The organism is Nonomuraea sp. NPDC049486 (assembly GCF_040676925.1).
GTDB classification, from domain to species: domain Bacteria; phylum Actinomycetota; class Actinomycetes; order Streptosporangiales; family Streptosporangiaceae; genus Nonomuraea; species Nonomuraea ferruginea.
In genome coordinates, this window is the sequence record NZ_JBFAPV010000012.1 from 89,660 (window position 1) to 109,236 (window position 19,577).

Below are 19,577 nucleotides of genomic sequence, written 5' to 3' on the forward strand. Positions count from 1 at the left end.
CGGGGCCTCCGACGTCTCGGCAGATATGCGCTCCCGATGCGGCCGCCCCCGCGGGCCACACCGTCCTTGTCTGAAGGGTCGCCCGTGAGGCTCAACGGGGAATCAAAGCCGGATCAACACGAGAATGAAGGAATGGGTTCCTTTCTAGGTGCCGGCTGAGGTTGGATCTATCATTTGGTACCAATTCGTTCCATTGCTGTGGGGACAGGCGGCATGGCTGGTCAGGGAGTCGAGGGCGGGCTGCGGTTCGCCGTGCTGGGTCCCGTCCGTGCCTGGCGCCACGGGCAGGAGCTCGACCTCGGCACCCCGCTGCAGCGCTCCATCCTCGGCATGCTGCTGCTCAAGGAAGGGCGGGCGGTCACCCCCACCGAGATGATCGACGCCATCTGGGGCGAGGAATCACCGCCGCGCGCGCTGGGCGCGCTGCGCACCTACGTCTCCCGGCTGCGTACGGTGCTGGAACCCGACCGGCCCGCCCGCTCGCGCCCGGAGCTGCTGACCTCCGTCGGCAAGGGCTACGCGCTGCGGCTGGCGGCCGACGCCCTGGACCTGACCAGGTTCGAGCGCGGCATCGCGGCGGCCGAGTCCGCCCGCAAGAGCGGCCGCCCGCGCGAGGCCGCCGAGAAGATGCGGGCCGCGCTCGCGCTGTTCGAGGGCGAGCCGCTGGCCGGAGCCGTCGGCCCGTACGCCGAGCACCAGCGCGACCGCCTCGTCGAGCGGCGGCTCGGCGTGGTCGAGGCGCTCATGGACGTGGACCTGGAGCTGGGCGACCACGCGGCGGTGGTGGCCGAGCTGATCGCGCTCACCGCCGACCACCCGCTGCGCGAGCGGCTGCGCGCCCAGCTGATGCTGGCCTACTACCGGTGCGGACGGCAGGGCGACGCGCTCAACGTGTTCACCGAGACGCGCGAGGCGCTGATCGACGAGCTGGGCGTCGAGCCGGGGCCGGAGCTGACCGCCCTGCACCAGCGCATCCTGGCCGCCGACCCGACCCTGGCCGCCCCGGCCGCGCCCGCCCACGCGCCCGCCCACGGGGCCGCCGCCGAGGCCGGGCAGGACGCGCCCGAGCCCGGCGAGGAGCCGGCGCCCGAACTTCCCAGGCCCGCCCAGCTCCCGGCCGCCGTCAACGACTTCACCGGGCGCAAGGAGATCGCCGGGCGGCTGCGCTCGCTGCTGTCGGCCCAGTCGTCGGCCGAGGGCGTGCCGGTCGTGGCGATCTGCGGGATAGGCGGGGTGGGCAAGACCACGCTGGCGGTGCACGTGGCGCACGCCACCGGCGATCTGTTCCCCGGCGGCCAGCTCTACGCCGACCTGCGCGGCTACACCGACGAGGCGGCCGACCCCACGTCGGTTCTGGGCTCGTTCCTGCGCGCGCTGGGCATCCCGGCCGACGTGATCCCCGAGAGCCCGGCCGACCGGTCGGCGCTCTACCGGTCGATCCTGGCCGACCGGCGCATCCTCGTGCTGCTCGACAACGCCCGCGACGCCTCCCAGGTCAGCCCGCTGCTGCCGGGTTCACCGGGCTGCGCGGCGATCGTGACCAGCCGGTCCAAGCTCGCCGACCTGCCCTCGGCCAGGCTCGTCGACCTGGACGTGATGGAGCCCGACGAGGCGCTGTCGCTGTTCGCCGCGGTGGCCGGGCCCGAGCGGGTGGCGGCCGAGCACGGCGCCGCCATGGACGTGGTCGCCGCCTGCGGGTTCCTGCCGCTGGCGGTGCGGATCGTCGCGGCCAGGCTGGCCGCCCGCCCGTCGTGGACGGTCGCCTCGCTGGTGCCCCGGCTGGCCGACGAGCAGCGCCGGCTGGACGAGATGCGGGTCGGCAACCTGGCCGTGGAGGCCACGTTCGCGCTCGGGTACGGCCAGCTCGACCAGACGCAGCAGCGCGCCTTCCGGCTGCTGTCGCTGCCCAACGGGCCGGACATCTCGATCGGGGCGGCGGCCGCGCTGCTGTCGATGACCGCGATCGAGGCGGAGGACGTGCTGGAGTCGCTGGTCGACGCGAGCCTGGTGGAGGCTCCCGCGCCCGGCCGCTACCGGTTCCACGACCTGCTCAAGCTGTTCGCCCGGCGGGAGCTGGACAGGGCCGAGCGGCAGCAGGCGCGCACGCTCGCGCTGCGCCGCCTGCTCGGCTTCTACCTGGCCTCGACCCAGTCGGCGCACCGGCTGGCCTACGAGGGCAGCATGATCTCCGACAACCTGGTGGTGGTCGGCAGCGGGCGCACGTTCGGCACCGCCGACGAGGCCGTCGCCTGGCTGATCGTCGAGGGCGACGCGCTGTTCGCCACCATCAACCAGGCCGCCGCCTCCGCCCGCGCGGGCGAGCAGCTGCTGCCCGCCGGCGACCTGCTGGTGGCCATGGAGCCCCTGCTGGAGTCCGGCACCCACACCCGCGAGTTCGACCACGGCACCCGCGCCGTGCTGGCCACCGCGCTCCGGCTCGGCGACCGGGGCAGCGAGCTGCGTGCCCGGTACGTGCTCGGCCGGGTGCTGTTCGCCGGCAACCGGCTGCCGGAGGCCGAGGAACAGTTCACCCGGGTCCACGAGCTGTCGGCGACCCGCGGGGAGAAGATCGTCACCGGCGAGGTGCTCAACGCGCTGGCCGTCGTGGTGGGCCGGCAGCGCCGCCACACCGAGGCGCTGGCCTGGTTCGAGGCGGCGATGCGCTGGTACCGGGAGAACGGCGTGCCTGCGGGCGAGGCGCTGGTGCTCAGCTACTCGGCCCGCGACCATCTCGGCCTGGGCCGGCCCGAGGACGCCATCGCGGCGGCGGAGAAGGGCCTGGCCATCTTCACCGAGATCGGCAGCGGCGCCGGCACCGCCAGGGCCCGCTACCACCTCGGCATCGTGCTGTCGCGGGTCGGCCGGCTGACCGAGGCCGTCCACCACCACGCCGAATGCCTGGCCTTCTTCCGGGCCGGCAAGCAGCGGGTGTGGGAGCAGCGGGTGTGCTCGCGGCTGGCCGAGACGTTCATCGCCGCCGAACGCTACGAGGACGCGGTGCGCCACGCCGAGCAGGCGCTGGTCGTCTCCCGCGAGATCGGTCATCCGTACGGGGAAGCGCTGTCGCTCACGGTGCTGGGCCGCGCGCTCAAAGGGCTGGGCAGCGCGGCCAGGAGCGCCGAGTGCCTACGTGGGGCCCTCGCCATCTTCACCCGGCTCGGCGCTCCCGAGGCCGGCGACGTCAGGAGCCTGCTCGACAGCGTCCCCGTCGCCGGGAAGGCCGGCGGGAAGGTCGTCGAGTCCTGAGTACAGCTCGTCGTCCAGACGTGTCATCCACACATGGTTAAACAAGGCTGTCCTTTGGGAGTCACGAACCCCCGTGGTCCGTACAGGTGGATCGGCGGCCCGGCCGGCCGCCTGACCACCGCGCGTCGCTAGGGGGCCCGGTCATCCGGATGCTCCGCGCGGCGGCTAGCCGCCTCACAACGGCGACCGGCCGGACCCGACACGGTCCTCGAACCCCCCAGGGCCGCGTCGTGGTCAGAAGTTTCCACGGCGCCGGTCAACAGCCGATCAACGCCGGATCGCAGCCCTCCGGCGAAGCGGTCAGAGGAGGAAGTAGCCCTCGGCGATGAGGGGGCGGATGGCCTCGGTCTGCGGGGCGCCGCCGTCGCCGACCAGTTCGGCGATGACGTTGAGCAGGGGCCCGAGCGCCAGCTCGCCGTCGCACACGCCGGCCAGCGCCGCCTCGACCGTGCCGACCTCGCGGGTGCGGCGCAGCCCGGTGGTCTGGCGCAGCACGATGCGCATCGGGTCCTCCGCGCCGGGCAGCCCGACGCGCTCGTCCAGCAGGCCGTCGGCGGTGCGCAGCCGGACCGACGGCAGGTCGCGCACGCGGTGGGCGGCCGCGATCGCGTCGAGCACGCCGTCCACGTAGTCGCCGACCGGCAGCGCCACCTGGTGGGTGAGCTGCTCGACGCGGACCACCGGGTCGAGGGTGCCGGAGTTGCGCATGCTGATCCAGCCGAAGCCGACCGCCTCGACCTTGTGCTCCTCGAACCAGGCCAGCCACCGGTCGTAGCGCTCGGTGTAACCGGGGGTGCCCTGCTCGGCGGCGTCGCGCAGCCACAGCTCGACGTACTCGGCCGGGTCCTGCACGTCGCGCTGCACCACCCAGGCGTCGCAGCCGCCCTCGCGCAGCCAGCCGCCCACCCGCTCGCGCCAGTCTTCCCCCTCCACGTGCAGCCAGCTGGCCAGGAAGTGGGCCTGGCCGCCGGGGCTGAGATGGCGCGGCGTCTCCCGTACGAGATCGCGGCAGAACGCGTCGCCGCCGGCGCCGGTCTCGCGGTAGGTCAGCGTGCCGCCCGGAGAGATCACGAACGGCGGGTTGGCCACGATCAGGTCGTAGTGCTCGTCCGCGACCGGCTCGAACAGCGAGCCGACGCGGGCGTCCACGCCGGACACGCCCGAGAGCCGCCAGCTCAGCCGGGCCAGCTCGATCGCCCGCGGGTTGACGTCGGTCGCCGTCACGTGAGAGGCCCGGCCGTCGAGCGACACCACCTGCACGCCGCAGCCGGTGCCGAGGTCGAGCGCCCGGTCGGCGGGGCGGCGGGTGACGAGCTGGGCGAGGTTGGCGGACGCGCCGCCCGCGCCGACCACATGGTCGGGGCGGAGCGCCGGGTCGCCGGGGCGCACCTTGCGGTCGGAGACCACGTAGCCGTCGCTCTCCCAGGGCTGCAGGTGCACGTCGGCGCGGACCGTGTCGCCGTCGGCGCTGACCAGCCCGGACTCCAGGACCACCGCCGGCAGGCTCGCGGCCTCGACGGGAACGCCGAGCCACCAGAGCCGGATCAGCGCGCCGAGCGGGTCGCCGTCGGCGGTGGCGCGCAGGGCCGGGACCAGCTCTTCGCGGGCGAGCGCGGAGGCCGCGACGTCGCCCAGCCGGTCGCGCACGCCGTCCACTGTGTAACCGGTCTCCAGGAGATGATCGCGCAGTCGTTCCACGACACCATCCTTTCACCGTGAACCAACACGCATGATCCGATACTGTCAGTGATCATACTGTTACGAGATACCGCAGCATTCTCCAAGCGAGGCACAAGTGTGGCGGGGTATCTCTTGGATGCTCTCCCCCGCCGTTCGAAGAGGAGCGGATCCCGTGCTCATCCCCTGTCTGGCCTGCGAGGCGCGTTTCGTGCCCGACGACTACTTCGCCGCCTGCTCCGACTACAACCGCGGCCTGGACCTGGTGTCGTGGACGTGCCCGCACTGCGGCAACCGCGACGACCTCCGGGTGCTGCCCGGCGAGCTCGGGTTCGGCTACTCGCGCGGCGGGCGCTTCGACGTCCAGGACCGCGTGCGCGTGCCGGGGCTGCGCCGGCAGCGGGGAGAGCTGCGGTTGGACATCTCGCTCGACGCGGCGAGCTGGAGGGTGCGGACGCGGGTGCGGCAGCCCGCCTGACCGCTAGTCCTCGTCGCGCTGGCGCAGGCTGTGCCAGGCGGCCTCGGCCAGGCCCTTGACCTCTTCGTCGGTCGGGGTGTGCGCGCCGGCGAACCACAGCCGGCAGATCTCCTGCGCCGGCCCGAGCCACAGCACGTAGCACATGGTCGGGGAGACGGGCTGGAGCATGCCGTTCCTCATGTGCGGCCGCCACCAGTCGGACACCTGGCGGAAGAACTCGCGCCGGGCCTCGGCCACCTCGGCGCCGCCCGGCTCCTGCTTGCGCGGCGGGCGCTCGCTGACGAGCAGCCTCGCCCGCTCGGGGTGCTCGCCCGACCAGCGCATGTGGAAGGCGACCACGGCCTCCACACCGTCGCGGGCGTCGTCGTGGCGCCTCAGCTCGGCGACGAACTCCTGCTGGTAGGCCCGGAGCGTCTCGGCGTAGAGCACGCCGAAGACGTGCTCCTTGCTCGCGAAGTGGTGGTAGAAGCTGCCTACGCTCACACCACTCTCGTCACGGAGGCTGGCCAGGGTGGTGGCCGACACCCCATCCTGGCTGAATCGGCGGAGGGCCCCCTCGATGATCCGGGTCCGGCCGTCGCGTCCGTTCTTGGCACTCTTCACACTGTCAATGGTGAGCCACCAGAACCTTGTTCCGCAAATATCTGGGCCTCTCGGATCATAGCGGTCACCTCCACCGATCCGGCGGATACTTTCATCTGCGCGCCCGGCCAGATCCTGCGGATCATGCCCAGCACCTTGCGGTTGTCACCGAGCACGTCCATGCCGACGGTGCTGGCCCCGCGCACGGTCGCCCTGGCCAGCAGCGTGTCGATCAGGGCGGGGCCGAGCCCGAACCCCTGCCACTGGTCGGCCACCACCACCGCGATCTCCACGTCGGTCTGGCCGCCCCGGTAGCTCATGGCGTGGCCGACGACCTCTCCCTCCAGCACGGCGACGAGCGCGTCCCTGGTCTCGTTCACCTCGATGAGCGCGCGCACCAGACTCGCCGCCGGACGGCTGACGCCGGCGAAGAAGCGCAGGGTCTGCGTGTGCAGGGAAAGGCCCGTCAGGAAGCGCCGGACGCGCTCGGCGTCGTCGCTCACGGCCGGACGGATCAGCACGCCGCACGGAGGTTCCCCCTGAGTTCCAGACATGAACTCAGCTTGCTTCAGCACACCTGAGTCTGTCAATTGAACTCAGGTAGAATGTGCGGCATGAACGTGCCTTTCCGGGTGAACAACTGCTCGATCGAGAGCACCCTGGACGTCGTCGGGGAGAAATGGACCTTCCTCGTGCTGCGTGAGGCGTTCAGCGGCGTGAGACGGTTCGCCGACATGCAGTCCAACACCGGCGCGCCGCGCCAGGTGCTCAGCGCCCGGCTGACGCGCCTGGTCGACGAAGGGCTGCTGCGCAAGGTCCCCTACCGCGAGCCGGGCCAGCGGCAACGCGACGAGTACCGGCTGACCGAGAAGGGGCGCGACCTCTATCCGCTGCTGGTCGCGCTCATGCACTGGGGCGACAAGTACCTCACGGGCGAGGAGGGGCCGCCCGTGCTGCTCTCCCACCGCGACTGCGGCGCCCTCGTCGAGCAGCACTTCCGGTGCGCCGAAGGCCACGAGGTGGCCGGCCCGAGCGAGGTCACCCCGCTGCCGGGAGCTGCGCGGAAGACCGCCTGAGCCGCGTGCGGGACCACCCGCCCCGGTGCCTACCCTTGAAGCGTGTACCGGTTCCTGCTCACACCCCGGTGGATCGCGCTCCACGTCGTCGTGCTGCTCGTGATCCCCGCCTTCGTGCTGCTGGGGCAGTGGCAGTTCGGGCGCTTCGAGGAACGCTCGGCCAACAGCGACCTGGTCACCCGCAACATCGAGAGCGCCCCGGTGCCCCTGGAGACCCTCGTCCAGCCGGGCCGGCCGGCCAAGGAGTCCGACCGGTTCAAGAACGTCACGGTCACCGGCACGTACGACCCCCAGCAGGAGCTCGTCGTACGCAGGAGGCCGCAGGGCGGGCGGCCGGGCTACTACGTGCTCACTCCCCTGTCCATCGGCGGCGGCCACGCCGTTCTGGTCAACCGGGGCTGGGTCAAGGCGGGCGCCACCGCCGACGAGTATCCCGCGGTGCCGCCGCCGCCCACGGGTGAGGTAACTGTCACCGGGAGGCTACGCCCGAGCGAGACCGAGGCCGGCAGCGGCATCAGGGAGCGGTCCGGGCTGCCGCCCCGGCAGGTGCTGCTCATCAACCCGGCCTCGATCGGCCGGTCCCTGCCGTATCCCCTGCTCGACGGGTACGTCGAGCTGACCGGGCAGGAGCCTGCGGGCGCCGCCGCCCCCGAGCCGGTGACCGAGCCCGACGTGGGCGCGGGCGGCGGGCTCAACCTCGCCTACGGCGTGCAGTGGTGGCTCTTCATCGGCATCGCGATCGGCGGCTGGGTGCTGCTCATCAGGCGCGAGGTGGCCGACAGGAAGGCGCAGGAGTCCGTACCCGAGCCGGAGGAAGTCCGCGCCGATTAAGGTGTTGGACGTGATCCGGCACATCAAATTCGCCAACATCCACAATTTTCGTGACGTTGGCGGATATGCCACCGCCGACGGCCGGTCCGTCCGCTGGCAGCGCCTCTACCGCGCCGACTCCCTCGGCTGGCTGGCCGGCGAGGACCTCGACACGTTCCGGGCGCTGCGCGTGCGCACCGTCATCGACCTGCGCAACCCCTTCGAGGCGGAGAAGTACGGCCGGGTCCCCGAGGAGCACGGGCTGGCCTACCACAACCTGCCCATCGAGGGCCGCCGCTGGGACTTCGCCCTCTACGAAGAGGACCGGGGCGTCGCCCGCTACCTGGCGGACCGCTACCTGGAGGTGACCGAGGACGGGGTCGCCAACCTGCGCACCGCCATGGAGACGATCTGCCGCGCCGACAGCGCGCCCGTCGTCGTCCACTGCGCCGCGGGCAAGGACCGCACCGGCCTCCTCCTGGCGATCGTGCTGTCCCTCCTGGGCGTCGCCGAGGACGACATCGTCACCGACTACGCCCTGACCGGCCTGGCCACCGACCGCTTCATCGCCGACTGGACGGCCCGCCACCCGGACGGAACACTCTGGCCCGGCTTCGGCCTGGCCCCGGCGGAAGCCATGCGCCTGTTCCTCACCGACTTACGCGCCCGCCACAACTCCATAGAGTCATACGCGACGAAAACCCTCCACCTCACCCCCGACGCCCTCACCGAACTCCGCCAACACCTCCTCACCAACTGACGGATAGCCCCGGTGCCCGACCTTCCCCTGGGGAAGTCCTTGCGAGGAGCGCCGGTGCCTGGACTGAGGAGGGAGGGAGCCCGCGAGGAGCGCCGGTGTCTGGACTGAGGAGGGAGGGAGCGCAGCGACCGAGCGACGAGGGAAGACACCGGGTCTGAGCGACGAGCCGGCGATCCGCAGGATCGCCATAAGCACAGCGACTGAGCGACGAGGGAAGGCACCGGATCTGAGCGACGAGCCGCGATCCGCAGGATCGCCATGAGCACAGCAGATCGCAATTAGAGACCTCGCAGCTTGTTCCACGTTATCCAGCCGTCGTACGGTTACCTGCGTGACTACGCCGCTGCTTCCCGACCCAGAGCCGAGGCGGCGCGACTACGTGATCATTTCCGCCGACGATCATCTGATCGAGCCCCCCGACCTTTTCGAGGACCGGGTGCCGGAGAAATTCGCCGACGTCGCGCCGAAGGTGGTGGAGACCGAGGCCGGTCACCAGGTGTGGCGCTATGGAGGCGCCACCTATCCCTGCGCGGGGCTCGACGTCGGCGCCGGCCTGCCGCGCGAGCAGTGGACGCTCGACCCGGTCAGGTTCGAGAACATGCGCCCCGGCTGCTACGACATCGAGGCCCGCGTCAAGGACATGGACACCGCGGGCGTGTGGGCCGCGCTCTGCTTCCCCGGCATGGTGGCGGGCCAGTCCGGCATGGCCTTCGCCAGGACCCGTGACCAGGAGCTCGGCCTGGCCCTGGTCAAGGCCTACAACGACTGGCACATCGACGTCTGGGCCGGCACCTTCCCCGAGCGCATCATCGGGCTGCAGCTGCCCTGGCTGCCCGACCCCGACGTGGCCGCCAAGGAGATCAGGGCCAACGCGGCGCGCGGTTTCAAGGCCGTGGTGTTCCCCGAGTTCCCGACGCGGCTGCGGTTGCCGTCCATACACAGCGGCCACTGGGATCCGTTCTTCGCGGCCTGCGAGGAGACCGGCACCGTGGTCGCCCTCCACACCGGCGCGTCGAGCTGGTCGCCGGTGCCGTCGCCCGACACGCCGATCGAGGCGATCACCACGCTGATGCCGACCGGCGCGATGTTCGCGTGCGCCGACTGGCTGTGGTCCGGGCTGCCGCTGCGCTTCCCCAACCTGCGGATCCTCATCGTGGAGGGCGGGGTGGGCTGGCTGCCGATGCTGGCCGATCGTGCCGACTACGCGCTCGACCACCCGGTGACGGGCGGCGAGACGTCGTGGGAGGGCGGGCTGAAGCCCAGCGAGGTGCTGCGCCGCAACTTCTTCTTCGGCACGCTCAACGACCACGCGCTCTCGGGGGTGCGGCTCGCGGTCGGCCTCGACCACGTGCTGCAGGAGAGCGGCTACCCGCACTCCGACTCGACGTGGCCCGACACGCAGAAGGCCGTGGCGCGCAACCTCGGCCCGCTGCCGCCGGCCGACATCGCCAGGGTCGCGTACGGGAACGCGGCGCGGTTGTTCGGCCACCCGCTCCCGTCACGCGCCTGGCTGCGCATGGAGGAGATCTAGCCTTCCTGCGGCCGGGCCTCCACGTGCCCGGGGACGACCTTGCGCTCCCAGTCGACGTAGCGGCCGCTCTCCCCGAGCAGCGACGCCATCAGCCACAGGAAAACCCCGAAGTCGTCGGCGACCCCGATCAGGACGAGGAAGTCGGGCACCAGGTCGATGGGCGAGATCATGTAGACCACGCCCATCGCCATGAGCCCCAGCTTGCCCTTGCCGAGCCCGTCGTACCGGCCGCGCATCACGTCGCCGATCATGCGCGGGATCGCCCGCACTCTCGTCATGAAGGACGGGGAGCCCGGCTTGCTCACTTCGCGGTACGTCCGATAGACCGCGGCGGCGCGTGCTGGTTTCGGCTTCATGTGATCCCCTTACCCCGGTTTCACGACATAACGTGTTACCCACGGGGATTGGTTCCTAACGATCAGGCTTTCGGCGCGAGGTCCCGGACGGCCTGGGCGATCGGGGTCTCGCCGGGGATGGGCGCGAGCACGGGCGTGTCGAGGCCGTTGTCCACGTACTCCTGGATCCTGGCCCGGCAGGTGGCCGCGTCGCCGTGCACGATGAGCGCGTCGACGACCTCGTCCGGGATGGCCTGGAGCGCGGCCTTGCGGTCGCCGGCGGCCCACGCCTCGTGCAGCGGGCGCAGCTGCTCGCCGCGGCCCAGCCAGTCGTGGAAGGCCGCGTAGGCGGGCACCGTGAGGTAGCTGGCCAGCATCCAGCGCCCGCGCTCGCGTACCGCGTCCGCGTCCTCGCTGACGCAGACGAACAGGCGGGCGATCAGCTCGGTCTCCGGCCGGACCTCCGCGCGGACCTTGCGCACGTCGTCGGGCGAGAGCCAGTTCGTGATCGCGCCGTCGGCCTCCTCGGCGGCCAGCCGGAGCATCCGGGGCCGGAGGGCGGCGAGCACGATCTTCGGCGCGACCTTCGGCGCCCGCTCCAGCTTGAACCCCTTGACCGCGAACGTCTCGTACGTCTCCGACACCTTCTCGCCGGCCAGGGCGGCCCGCAGGAAGCGCAGCGTGTCGCGGGTGCGCGCGTACGGCTTGGTGAACTCCATCGCGTTCCAGCGCTCCACGATGGCCGGCGAGGACGAGCCGATGCCCAGCACGAACCGCTCCGGCGCCAGGTCGGCCAGCGTCGCGGCGGACATCGCCAGCAGGCCGGGGCCGCGCGTGGAGACCGGCACGATCGCGCTGCCGAGCCGCGTTCCCGGGGCCCACTGCGAGGCCAGGGCCAGGGGCGTGAACCCGTCGGCGCCGTTCACCTCCGCGGACCACAGATCGGTGTAACCGAGCGACGGCAGCTCCTCGATCAGCTCCTTCGACGCGGCGAGCGAACGGTCGTAGAAGGGAATGGTCATGCCCCAGTTCTGCGTCATGCACCGCACCATACCAATCGGTATGTGGTACGCCTATGCCCTGAGCTCGTGCATCGCCGCGATGAAGTCCTTGGTGATGCCGCGCAGTCCCGGCAGGTGTGACATCCCCACCAGCCGGTCGACCAGCGGCACGGTCACCTCGATCAGCCGGTACGTGCGCGCACACCCCGGCGAGGTGTCGTGCACCCAGAACAGCACCATGCCCATCGACAGCAACCAGAGCAGCTCGGGCAGCTCCTCGCGCAGCTCGGCGTCCATGCGGTCGGCCGCGCCCTCGACCACCTGACGGTAGATGGCGATCGACGCCTCCCTGGCCGGGGAGGACTGGGCGCTGAACGGGCTGAGCGGGTTGGCCGGCTCGGCCGCGTGCTTGAAGAACTTGACGGCGAACGCGTGGTACGGCTCCGAGACCCGTACCCACTCCCGCAGCACGCCACTCAGGCGGGCCGCGAAGGCGCGCTCGGTGGCCAGCAACTCCGCGCAGGCCTCCTCGTGCTCGGCCTGGGCGCGGTCGTAGTACGCCTGGACCAGCGCTTCCTTGCTGTCGAAGTAGTAGTAGGCGTTGCCCACCGACACCCCGGCCTCGGCGGCGATGGCCCGCATCGTCGTCGCCTCGAAGCCGCGCTCCCGGAACAGCCTGAGGGCCGTCGCGACGATGACCTCCCGGGTGCTCTCCGATCCTCGGTTTCGGGCTTCGGCCACGTTCGTCACTTTACGGCTTGATGCCGGGTTAGGTCATGAACCCGCACGGTGATCGCAGACACAGGGCAAAGATGCCGCTGAGACAGGGGTCATCTCGTGTGAAGCGTGGGATTGATGATTCCAGCGGAAGGGCTATTCCGCGAAAAGGCACAGACATGTGGATACGTAGGACAGTGCGGCTCTGCGTGGTCGCGCTCTTTGCTATAGAAACTTCCATAATCGCCATGGCCACCGCCGCCTCAGCCACTCCGATCCCTCCCGGTAAGGACCTGGGAGAGGAGCTGGTGCCGATCATTCGCATCGAGGACGCGTTCAAGGCTCCCCGCTGGATCGACTCACTCGAGAGCAGAAACGACGGCCTGGACTGGACGTACGGCGGCGCCCGCTCGCTGGCCCCTCGCCACGAGCATGCCGCGCACCGGATCCGCGAAGCCGGACGGCACGTCCGGGACATCGGCTGGTCCGGCTACCGCGCGGGCCCACCGGCCCACAGGACCAGGTGGCACGACTACGAAGCAGACTGGCGGTCCCGGGCCCACGAGGCGCTGGAGGGCACCGACAGCCGCGGCAAACGGCGCGTGAAGCTGGCCCGGGTCAAGCCCAGGTACGCGACCATGCACCTGTCGCACAGCCACGCCACCCGCTGGCTCAAGCAGGCCGGCCTGCGCTGGACCTCGTCGGGCGGCTGCGCGAATCGGCACGTCCGCCACTGCACCTCGCTCGAATCCGTACGCACCGCGACCGTGCAGCGGATGGTCCAGCTCAAGAAGCGCAGCGGCTGCTCCGTCACCGTCACCGGTGGCACCGAGACCGGGCACGCGCCCGGCCGCTTCAGCCACGGCAGCGGTCACAAGCTCGACATCGGGCACAACAAGTGCATCGACCGCTACATCAAGAAGACCGCCGAACCGGCCGGGGTGCGGGGTGACGGCGCCCGGTTGTACCGTTCGCCGTCAGGCACCGTCTTCGCCGACGAGGGCGACCACTGGGACATCCTCTTCAGGTGACGGGCCCGTACCCCGGCCGTTCGGTCAGAACTCGGCGGCGACCAGCTCCGCGATCTCGGCCGCGTTCAGCGCGGCGCCCTTGCGGAGGTTGTCACCGCAGACGAACAGGTCGAGCGTGTTGGGGAAGTCGACCGCCTGGCGGACCCGGCCGACATAGGTCGGGTCGGTGCCGACGACGTCGGCCGGAGTGGGGAAGACGCCGTTGGCGGGGTCGTCCATCAGGACCACCGTCGGCGCCGCCTCCAGCACCCGGTGCGCGTCGGCCACCGTGATCTCGCGCTCGAAGCGCGCGTGCACCGCCAGCGAGTGGGTGGTGATCACAGGCACCCGGACGCAGGTCGCGGAGACCTTCAGGCCGGGGATGCCGAGGATCTTGCGGGACTCGTTGCGGAGCTTGAGCTCCTCCGAGGCCCAGCCACCGTCCTTATAGGAGCCCGCCCACGGCACCACGTTGAACGCGACGGGCGCGGGGAACGGCGAGTCGTCAGGCAGCTTGTTGGCCAGCGCCTTGCGCACGTCGCCCGCCGCCTGGCCGATCGACCGGTCGCCGGCCAGCGCCTCGACCTCGTCGTAGAGCCTGGCCGAGCCCGCCACGCCGGCGCCGGACACCGCCTGGTAGGAGGCCACCACGAGCTCCTGGAGGCCGTACTCGGCGTGCAGGGCGCCCATGGCCGCCATCATCGACAGCGTGGTGCAGTTGGGCGTCGAGATGATGTTGCGCGGGCGCCGGCGCGCGTCGTGCGGGTTGACCTCCGGCACCACCAGCGGGACGTCGGGGTCCATCCGGAACGTACCGGACTTGTCGATCACGATCGCGCCCCGCTCCGCGGCGATCGGCACCCACTCGGCCGACACCTCGTCGGGCACGTCGAAGATGGCGATGTCGATGCCGTCGAACACCTCGGGCGCGAGCGCCCGCACGACGACGTCCTCGCCGCGGACCCGCAGCACCTTGCCCGCCGAGCGCGGGGAGGCGACCAGGCGGACCTCGCCCCAGACGTCGTCACGCGACGAGACGATGTCGCGCATGACGGTGCCCACGGCACCGGTCGCGCCGATCAGGGCCAGATTGGGTCTGCTCATCGTCCGGTACCTCCATACACAACGGCTTCGACCTGGTCGACGTCGAGGTCGAAGGCGTGGTGGGCGGCGGCGACCGCCGAGTCCACGTCGTCCTGCCCGACGACCACGGAAATCCGGATCTCCGAGGTGGAGATCATCTCGATGTTGACCCCCGCGTCCGCGAGAGCCGCGAAGAACGTGGCCGTGACGCCGGGGTGGGAACGCATGCCCGCGCCGATCAGCGAGACCTTGCCGATCTGGTCGTCGAACAGCAGCGACTCGAACCCTATCCGGGCCTGGATCTTCTTCAGCGCCGTGAGCGCCGTCTGGCTGTCGGCCGTCGGCAGCGTGAAGGAGATGTCGGTGCGGCCCGTCGCAGCGGCCGAGACGTTCTGCACGATCATGTCGATGTTGACCTCGGCGTCGGCCAGGGTTTTGAAGATCGCGGCAGCCTCACCGACCTTGTCGGGGACCCCGACAACAGTGATCTTGGCCTCGCTCCGGTCGTGTGCCACGCCGGAGATGATCGGCTGCTCCATCTCGGTTCCTTCGGAGTAGGGGTCGGAGACGACCCACGTGCCTTCCTTGTTGCTGTACGAGCTGCGTACGTGGATCGGCAGGTCGAAACGGCGAGCGTACTCGACGCAGCGCAGGTGGAGGATCTTCGCGCCGCAGGCCGCCATCTCCATCATCTCGTCGTAGGAGATGCGCGGGATCCGGCGGGCGGCCGGCACGATGCGCGGGTCGGCGGTGAAGATGCCGTCGACGTCGGTGTAGATCTCGCACACGTCGGCCTCGAGCGCCGCCGCCAGCGCGACCGCGGTGGTGTCGGAGCCGCCGCGGCCGAGCGTGGTGATGTCCTTGGTGTCCTGCGAGACGCCCTGGAAGCCGGCCACGATCGCGATGTGGCCCTGGTCGATGGCCTCCTGGATGCGGCTCGGCGTCACGTCTATGATGCGCGCCTTGCCGTGGGTGGAATTGGTGATCACACCCGCCTGCGAGCCGGTGAACGAGCGCGCCTCGTGGCCGAGGTTGGCGATCGCCATCGCCAGCAGCGCCATCGAGATGCGCTCGCCCGCGGTCAGGAGCATGTCGAGCTCGCGGCCCTGCGGCAGCGGCGACACCTGCTCGGCCAGGTCGAGCAGCTCGTCGGTGGTGTCACCCATGGCGGAGACGATGACGGCGACGTCGTTGCCGGCTTTTTTCGTCGTGACGATACGCTGCGCCACCCTTTTGATGGAGGACGCGTCGGCAACGGACGAACCACCGTACTTCTGCACAACGAGTGCCACGAGAGTCTCCCGATCTGGACTGTGAAAGCCCAGTCTACTTGGGACGTCTCATGCCACTGATGTGCCAACCACTATGTGGACACCTACCCGGTCGTGACCTCTTCCGCCACGTCGAGCCGCGAGTGCGCGGCCAGGGCCTGCAGCGCGCGCATGGCCGCGCCCGCGTGGTTGCCCCAGGTGTTGAAGTAGGAGTATTGCCACCACCACAGCGCCTCGTGCGGCCGGCCCGCCTGATAGTGGCGCAGTCCGTGGATGAGATCGGCGGCCACCGCCGTCAGGTCGTCGGACAGACGGTAGGGAGTCACCCCGGTGTCCTTGTACGGGTCGAACACCTCGGCGTAGTCGTCGACCGGGCCGAGCCGCTCGGCCAGGGCCGTGCGCACCCCGTCGATGTCGGGATCCTCGCTCAGCGGCGGTTCGTAGTTGCCCGAGAGGATCACGTCGCGGTTGGCGCCGAGCTTGGCGCCCGCCAGGCTCACCTGGGCGACCTCGACCAGGAGCAGCGACCAGATGGCGTCGCCCCCCTCGCCGCCCGCGACCCTCGCCAGGCCGTCGACGTAGTTCTGCGCGTGACCGGCGATCTCCTCCGCCAGCGCTCCCCACTCGTCAGACATCCAGCAGCCTCCGTCCTTCGAACGCGCGGCCCAAGGTCACCTCGTCGGCGTACTCGAGATCACCGCCCACGGGCAGACCGCTGGCCAGTCGTGTCACTTTCACACCCATCGGCTTGACCAGACGGGCAAGGTAGGTAGCCGTCGCCTCACCCTCGAGATTGGGGTCTGTGGCGAGGATGAGCTCCGTCACCCGGCCGTCGGCCAGCCGGGTCATGAGCTCGCGAATCCGCAGGTCGTCGGGGCCGACACCGTCGATCGGGCTGATGGCACCGCCGAGCACGTGGTAGGTGCCGCGGAACTCGCGCGTCTTCTCGATCGCGACGACGTCCTTCGACTCCTCCACCACGCAGATCACGTGAGTGTCGCGGCGCGGGTCGCGGCAGATGCGGCACTCCTCCTCGGAGGCCACGTTGCCGCACACCCGGCAGAACCGGACCTTCTCCTTGACCTCCAGCAACGCGTGCGCCAGCCGCTTGACGTCGGCCGGGTCGGCCGCCAGCAGATGGAAGGCGATGCGCTGCGCGCTCTTGGGACCTACGCCGGGCAGCAGGCCCAGCTCGTCGATCAGATTCTGGACGACCCCTTCGTACATCGCTAGAACCCTGGCAGCTGGCCGAGGCCGCCGCCGCCCAGCCCCTGGGCCAGCGGCCCGAGCTTCTCCTGCTGCAGGTCGCCGGCCGCCCTGACGGCGTCGCGCACGGCGGCGATCACCAGGTCGGCGATCGTGTCGGCAGTGTCCTGCGCGTCTCCGGCGTCGATGACACTCGGATCGATCTTGAGCTCCAGCAGCTCGCCCGAGCCGTTGACGACGGCGGTGACCATCCCGCCGCCGGCCGAGCCCTCGATCTGCGCGTCGTTGAGCTCCTGCTGGGCGCTCACGAGCTGCTGCTGCATGAGCTGGGCCTGCTCCAGCAGCTGCTGCAGGTTGACATCCCCTGGGTTCACCGTCGTGCGCTCCTCGTGGCTCCGCGTTCTTGACTGCCACGAGCCTACGGTGTTTGGGCCTCGGCATGTACTGGAGGCTTGCAGGTGTTTCGCTCCCGGGCCGTGAATCCGGACATCTTCTTGGCCGGGTCCCGGCCCCCCTCCAGCGTCCGGGACCCGGCCAATCGCGTCGACCGGAGCGGCCGCACCACGCCGACGCGGTACGCCGGAACGCTAGCGGCAGTGACGTTGCACACACGTTGCTATCGTTCAATCACCCTCGGCAATCCCCTGAACTGCTTGCGCGGGCGGCACCCCAACGCGGATGCTCCCCCTAGGGGACGATTACTTGGAGTGGCTGATGAGTTACGCTCACCTTGACGCATACTCCCGCCGTCTGCAGGCCGCGCACGAGGTGGTGACCGCTGCCGCCCCGGTTCCCGCAGGCCCGCGCAAGCTGATCCGCGACTCCTGGCGCCGCTCGCTCGCCGCCGGCATCGACCCCGACGCCCCCGGCGCGCCCGCCGCCCACGACCCCGGGCAGGTGAAGAACGCGTTCGAGACCCACCCCCTGCGGCCCCTGCTCCCGCTCATCAAGCAGACCCTGCGCACGGTCGCGGACGAGGGCGAGCACATCATGGTCCTCACCGACCGCGAGGGCCGCGTCCTGTGGCGCGACGGCCACACCGCCACCATGCGCCGCGCCGACGAGGTCGGCCTCGCCGGCGGCTACCGCTGGGCCGAGGAGGCCGCCGGCACCAACGGCATCGGCACCGCGCTCGCGCTCAGGCGGCCTGTTCACGTCTACTCCGAAGAGCACCTCATGCGCGTGCTGCGCGTCTGGTCCTGCAGCGCCGCCCCCATCACCGACCCGGAGACCGGGCAGCTCCTCGGCTGCGTGGACGTCAGCGGCACCGCGCCCAGCCTCCACCCCGCCACCGTCGCCCTCGTGGCCGCCACCGCGAAGCTGGCCGAGACCCAGCTCGCGCTCCGCATGCGCGACCACGACGATTCCCTGCGCCGCCGCTACGAGTCGCTCCGCGCCCGCCCCGCCGTGCTGCTCTCCGCCGGCGGCCGGGTCATCGCCGGCGACCCCGGCGGCCAGCTCGGGCCGCGCCTCCAGCTTCCCGTCACCGGCGAGCGCATGATCCTGCGCGACGGGCGGATCGCGCTCCTGGAGCCGTTCTCCGACGGCTACCTGCTGCGCGCCACCTCCAACACCGCCTCCACACCCGCCGCGCTCGCCCTCACCTTCCTCGGCGACGGCCCGCCGACGGCCATCGTCGGCGGCCGCAAGGTGCTGCTGTCCCTCCGCCACGCCGAGATCCTCGCCATCCTGGCGCTCCACCCGCGCGGCCTCACGGCCGAGCAGCTCTCCTTCCACCTGTACGGCGACCTCGGCAACCCGGTCACCATCCGCGCCGAGATCCACCGGCTGCGCACCCAGCTGGACGTCCCCATCGACGCCAAGCCCTACCACCTGGCCTGCCCCGTCGAGGCCGACTTCCTGGACCTGCGCCGCCTCCTGGCCGCCGACCACCCCGCCTCCCTGGTGGCCCGCGCCTACCCCGGCCCCCTGCTGGCCCGCTCCGAGTCCCCCGAGATCCGCCGCGAGCGCGACGAACTGGAGGTCCTGGTACGCACCTGCCTCCTGCAACGCGGCGCCCCCGAGGACCTGTGGACATACGCCCAGACGATGAACGGCCGCGAGGACTTCCAGCTCCTCGAACGCCTCACCTCCAGCCTCCCCCAGGCGGACCCCCGCGCCGCCGCCGCCCGCGCCCGCCTGCGCGCCCCTTGACCCCTCACACCGCGAAACCCCTACGGCGCTCACTGAAGTCACATCCCGCCGCCCGCCCCCCGCCCGGCCGTCACCCACCTCAGACCTGAGAACCCCCGCGGCACTCACCCCACGACCCCCGCGCGGCCCCATTTGCCGTCTCCGCCCGCACGGCAAGGCCCGCGCCGAATCACAAACACGCCGCGCCCGTACGACCGGGAGTACAAGCATCCCGAAGCCCGACCTGCGGCCATGTGAAAGGTGGGACCGGTTACCGACTCCGACGTGCCGCCCGTACAGCTACCGACCCTTCCGTACGACCGTGAACGCGAGTATCGGGAAGACGCATCCGAAGCTCGACCGGCGGCCCTCTGGAAGGTCAGATCGGCCACCAGCTCCAACGCTTCGCCCGTACGGCAACCGGTCCCTTTCCGTACGAACGCGAGCATCGGGAAGACGCACCCGAAGCGGCCCTCTTAGAAAGTCCGAGCGGTCCCAACTCCGACGTGCCGCCCGTACGGCAACCGGTCCCTTACGGCCGGGAGTGCGGTATCGGAGAAGGTCGGCCTTCGGGAAGGGCTGGCGGCTCGCTGTCAGGAGTGGTCGATCTCGCCGATGACCTGGGCGCCCAGTTCACGTTGCAGGAGAGCCATCCCCGAGA

General features: G+C 70.9%; 19 protein-coding genes. 8 read left to right on the forward strand and 11 right to left on the reverse strand.

What is annotated here, in order from left to right; translation table 11 throughout:
• Positions 1 to 213 precede the first annotated feature (213 nt).
• Positions 214 to 3,246, forward strand: a complete 3,033-nt coding sequence (locus AB0K05_RS31050; RefSeq protein WP_364233834.1) for a BTAD domain-containing putative transcriptional regulator — start codon at positions 214 to 216, stop codon at positions 3,244 to 3,246.
• A 300-nt stretch (positions 3,247 to 3,546) separates the two neighbouring features.
• Here AB0K05_RS31050 and AB0K05_RS31055 read toward each other — a convergent pair whose 3' ends face one another.
• Positions 3,547 to 4,944 carry a class I SAM-dependent methyltransferase gene (locus AB0K05_RS31055; RefSeq protein ID WP_219549862.1) on the reverse strand — a complete coding sequence of 466 codons (1,398 nt, stop codon included), beginning with the start codon at positions 4,942 to 4,944 and terminating at the stop codon, positions 3,547 to 3,549.
• Positions 4,945 to 5,098: 154 nt separating this feature from the next.
• On the opposite strand from AB0K05_RS31055, the gene AB0K05_RS31060 reads away from it, so the two are divergent.
• Positions 5,099 to 5,401 (forward strand): hypothetical protein, encoded by a 303-nt coding sequence (locus tag AB0K05_RS31060; protein WP_261808992.1) that lies wholly within the window; start codon positions 5,099 to 5,101, stop codon positions 5,399 to 5,401.
• A gap of 3 nt (positions 5,402 to 5,404) precedes the next feature.
• On the opposite strand, the gene AB0K05_RS31065 is transcribed toward AB0K05_RS31060, so the two are convergent.
• Positions 5,405 to 6,004, reverse strand: coding sequence for a TetR/AcrR family transcriptional regulator (locus AB0K05_RS31065; protein ID WP_271277308.1), 600 nt, complete (start codon positions 6,002 to 6,004; stop codon positions 5,405 to 5,407).
• Complete coding sequence (locus AB0K05_RS31070) at positions 6,001 to 6,537, reverse strand: GNAT family N-acetyltransferase (protein ID WP_148036009.1); 537 nt, start codon at positions 6,535 to 6,537, stop codon at positions 6,001 to 6,003. The genes AB0K05_RS31065 and AB0K05_RS31070 overlap by 4 nt, the downstream gene beginning before the upstream one ends.
• Before the next feature lie 60 nt (positions 6,538 to 6,597).
• Here AB0K05_RS31070 and AB0K05_RS31075 point away from each other — a divergent pair, with 60 nt between their 5' ends.
• The 4 genes from AB0K05_RS31075 (at position 6,598) to AB0K05_RS31090 (ending at position 10,160) form a co-directional block, all read left to right on the forward strand.
• Complete coding sequence (locus tag AB0K05_RS31075; protein WP_364233838.1) at positions 6,598 to 7,059, forward strand: helix-turn-helix domain-containing protein; 462 nt, start codon at positions 6,598 to 6,600, stop codon at positions 7,057 to 7,059.
• A 42-nt stretch (positions 7,060 to 7,101) separates the two neighbouring features.
• Positions 7,102 to 7,890 carry an SURF1 family protein gene (locus AB0K05_RS31080; RefSeq protein ID WP_148036007.1) on the forward strand — a complete coding sequence of 263 codons (789 nt, stop codon included), beginning with the start codon at positions 7,102 to 7,104 and terminating at the stop codon, positions 7,888 to 7,890.
• A 10-nt stretch (positions 7,891 to 7,900) separates the two neighbouring features.
• Positions 7,901 to 8,629: a tyrosine-protein phosphatase gene (locus AB0K05_RS31085; RefSeq protein ID WP_364233842.1), complete on the forward strand. Its 729-nt coding sequence runs from the start codon at positions 7,901 to 7,903 to the stop codon at positions 8,627 to 8,629.
• A gap of 331 nt (positions 8,630 to 8,960) precedes the next feature.
• Positions 8,961 to 10,160, forward strand: a complete 1,200-nt coding sequence (locus tag AB0K05_RS31090) for an amidohydrolase family protein (protein WP_148036005.1) — start codon at positions 8,961 to 8,963, stop codon at positions 10,158 to 10,160.
• Here AB0K05_RS31090 and AB0K05_RS31095 read toward each other — a convergent pair.
• The 3 genes from AB0K05_RS31095 to AB0K05_RS31105 all read right to left on the reverse strand — a co-directional run bounded on the left by AB0K05_RS31095 (position 10,157) and on the right by AB0K05_RS31105 (position 12,237).
• Entirely contained in the window at positions 10,157 to 10,516 is a 360-nt protein-coding gene (locus AB0K05_RS31095) for a YkvA family protein (protein ID WP_364233846.1), read from the reverse strand. The two genes, AB0K05_RS31090 and AB0K05_RS31095, sit on opposite strands and share 4 nt — an antisense overlap.
• A 62-nt stretch (positions 10,517 to 10,578) precedes the next feature.
• The gene (locus AB0K05_RS31100; protein ID WP_148036003.1) at positions 10,579 to 11,535 is read right to left on the reverse strand and encodes an LLM class F420-dependent oxidoreductase; all 957 of its coding nucleotides are present in this window, start codon (positions 11,533 to 11,535) and stop codon (positions 10,579 to 10,581) included.
• Positions 11,536 to 11,568: 33 nt separating this feature from the next.
• Positions 11,569 to 12,237, reverse strand: coding sequence for a TetR family transcriptional regulator (locus tag AB0K05_RS31105; protein ID WP_219549848.1), 669 nt, complete (start codon positions 12,235 to 12,237; stop codon positions 11,569 to 11,571).
• Between the two features lie 224 nt (positions 12,238 to 12,461).
• Between AB0K05_RS31105 and AB0K05_RS31110 the strand changes: the two genes are divergently transcribed.
• Positions 12,462 to 13,244, forward strand: coding sequence for a hypothetical protein (locus tag AB0K05_RS31110; protein ID WP_364233850.1), 783 nt, complete (start codon positions 12,462 to 12,464; stop codon positions 13,242 to 13,244).
• A gap of 24 nt (positions 13,245 to 13,268) precedes the next feature.
• Here the strand turns inward: AB0K05_RS31110 and AB0K05_RS31115 are convergent, their stop codons facing one another.
• The 5 genes from AB0K05_RS31115 to AB0K05_RS31135 all read right to left on the reverse strand — a co-directional run bounded on the left by AB0K05_RS31115 (position 13,269) and on the right by AB0K05_RS31135 (position 17,157).
• The gene (locus tag AB0K05_RS31115) at positions 13,269 to 14,327 is read right to left on the reverse strand and encodes an aspartate-semialdehyde dehydrogenase (RefSeq protein WP_364233852.1); all 1,059 of its coding nucleotides are present in this window, start codon (positions 14,325 to 14,327) and stop codon (positions 13,269 to 13,271) included.
• Positions 14,324 to 15,598 (reverse strand): aspartate kinase, encoded by a 1,275-nt coding sequence (locus tag AB0K05_RS31120; RefSeq protein WP_148035999.1) that lies wholly within the window; start codon positions 15,596 to 15,598, stop codon positions 14,324 to 14,326. The genes AB0K05_RS31115 and AB0K05_RS31120 overlap by 4 nt, the downstream gene beginning before the upstream one ends.
• Positions 15,599 to 15,681: 83 nt before the next feature.
• Positions 15,682 to 16,212 (reverse strand): DUF5063 domain-containing protein, encoded by a 531-nt coding sequence (locus tag AB0K05_RS31125; protein WP_148035998.1) that lies wholly within the window; start codon positions 16,210 to 16,212, stop codon positions 15,682 to 15,684.
• On the reverse strand, positions 16,205 to 16,804 hold the full coding sequence (recR, locus tag AB0K05_RS31130; protein WP_148035997.1) for a recombination mediator RecR: 600 nt from the start codon (positions 16,802 to 16,804) through the stop codon (positions 16,205 to 16,207). Before recR ends, AB0K05_RS31125 begins: the two co-directional genes overlap by 8 nt.
• Before the next feature lie 2 nt (positions 16,805 to 16,806).
• Positions 16,807 to 17,157 (reverse strand): YbaB/EbfC family nucleoid-associated protein, encoded by a 351-nt coding sequence (locus AB0K05_RS31135; RefSeq protein WP_187281561.1) that lies wholly within the window; start codon positions 17,155 to 17,157, stop codon positions 16,807 to 16,809.
• A 340-nt stretch (positions 17,158 to 17,497) separates the two neighbouring features.
• Between AB0K05_RS31135 and AB0K05_RS31140 the strand changes: the two genes are divergently transcribed.
• Positions 17,498 to 18,937, forward strand: coding sequence for a helix-turn-helix domain-containing protein (locus AB0K05_RS31140; RefSeq protein ID WP_187281560.1), 1,440 nt, complete (start codon positions 17,498 to 17,500; stop codon positions 18,935 to 18,937).
• Positions 18,938 to 19,577 lie beyond the last annotated feature (640 nt).

Bases quoted from the DNA above. Each gene is read 5' to 3' on its own strand.
- AB0K05_RS31050 (WP_364233834.1), top strand. From the start codon at position 214: ATGGCTGGTCAGGGAGTCGAGGGCGGGCTGCGGTTCGCCGTGCTGGGT.
- AB0K05_RS31070 (WP_148036009.1), bottom strand. From the start codon at position 6,537: ATGTCTGGAACTCAGGGGGAACCTCCGTGCGGCGTGCTGATCCGTCCG.
- AB0K05_RS31075 (WP_364233838.1), top strand. From the start codon at position 6,598: ATGAACGTGCCTTTCCGGGTGAACAACTGCTCGATCGAGAGCACCCTG.
- AB0K05_RS31095 (WP_364233846.1), bottom strand. From the start codon at position 10,516: ATGAAGCCGAAACCAGCACGCGCCGCCGCGGTCTATCGGACGTACCGC.
- AB0K05_RS31100 (WP_148036003.1), bottom strand. From the start codon at position 11,535: ATGACGCAGAACTGGGGCATGACCATTCCCTTCTACGACCGTTCGCTC.
- AB0K05_RS31110 (WP_364233850.1), top strand. From the start codon at position 12,462: ATGGCCACCGCCGCCTCAGCCACTCCGATCCCTCCCGGTAAGGACCTG.
- AB0K05_RS31115 (WP_364233852.1), bottom strand. From the start codon at position 14,327: ATGAGCAGACCCAATCTGGCCCTGATCGGCGCGACCGGTGCCGTGGGC.
- AB0K05_RS31125 (WP_148035998.1), bottom strand. From the start codon at position 16,212: ATGTCTGACGAGTGGGGAGCGCTGGCGGAGGAGATCGCCGGTCACGCG.
- recR (WP_148035997.1), bottom strand. From the start codon at position 16,804: ATGTACGAAGGGGTCGTCCAGAATCTGATCGACGAGCTGGGCCTGCTG.
- AB0K05_RS31140 (WP_187281560.1), top strand. From the start codon at position 17,498: ATGAGTTACGCTCACCTTGACGCATACTCCCGCCGTCTGCAGGCCGCG.